A 547-nucleotide genomic window follows, 5' to 3' on the forward strand; every position below is an offset into this window, starting at 1 on the left:
GGTTTTCTTTCCATTCACAAACTTTCGCAGTAATTCCATGACAGAGACAGAATCAGCGATTCTGGCGCACGCCCGGCGATGTGCGCCAGCGGAGTCGTGCGGCTTCGTGGTGAGAGCGCCGGAGGGGGAAAGATATTTCCCCTGCGTGAATATCTCCGGTGAGCCGGAGGCGTATTTCCGGATGTCGCCGGAGGACTGGCTGCAGGCAGAGATGCAGGGTGAGATTGTGGCACTGGTCCACAGTCACCCCGGTGGTCTGCCCTGGCTGAGTGAGGCCGACCGGCGGCTGCAGGTGCAGAGTGATTTGCCGTGGTGGCTGGTCTGCCGGGGGGCGATTCACAAGTTCCGCTGTGTGCCGCATCTCACCGGGCGGTGCTTTGAGCACGGGGTGACGGACTGTTACACGCTGTTCCGGGATGCTTACCATCTGGCGGGAATTGAGATGCCGGATTTTCATCGCGGGGATGACTGGTGGCGTAACGGTCAGAATCTCTATCTTGACAATATGGAGGCGACTGGTTTTTACCGTGTCGCACTGACAGAGGCG

Annotated in this window: 1 protein-coding gene; it reads left to right on the forward strand. The window is 59.2% G+C overall.

What is annotated here, in order from left to right; translation table 11 throughout:
• Positions 1–37: 37 nt before the first annotated feature.
• A partial coding sequence (locus ACJHYR_RS28150) for a C40 family peptidase (RefSeq protein ID WP_410233236.1) occupies positions 38–547 on the forward strand: 510 nt, incomplete at its 3' end.

Source organism: Escherichia sp. WS1450, assembly GCF_046487395.1.
Classification (GTDB): domain Bacteria; phylum Pseudomonadota; class Gammaproteobacteria; order Enterobacterales; family Enterobacteriaceae; genus Escherichia; species Escherichia coli.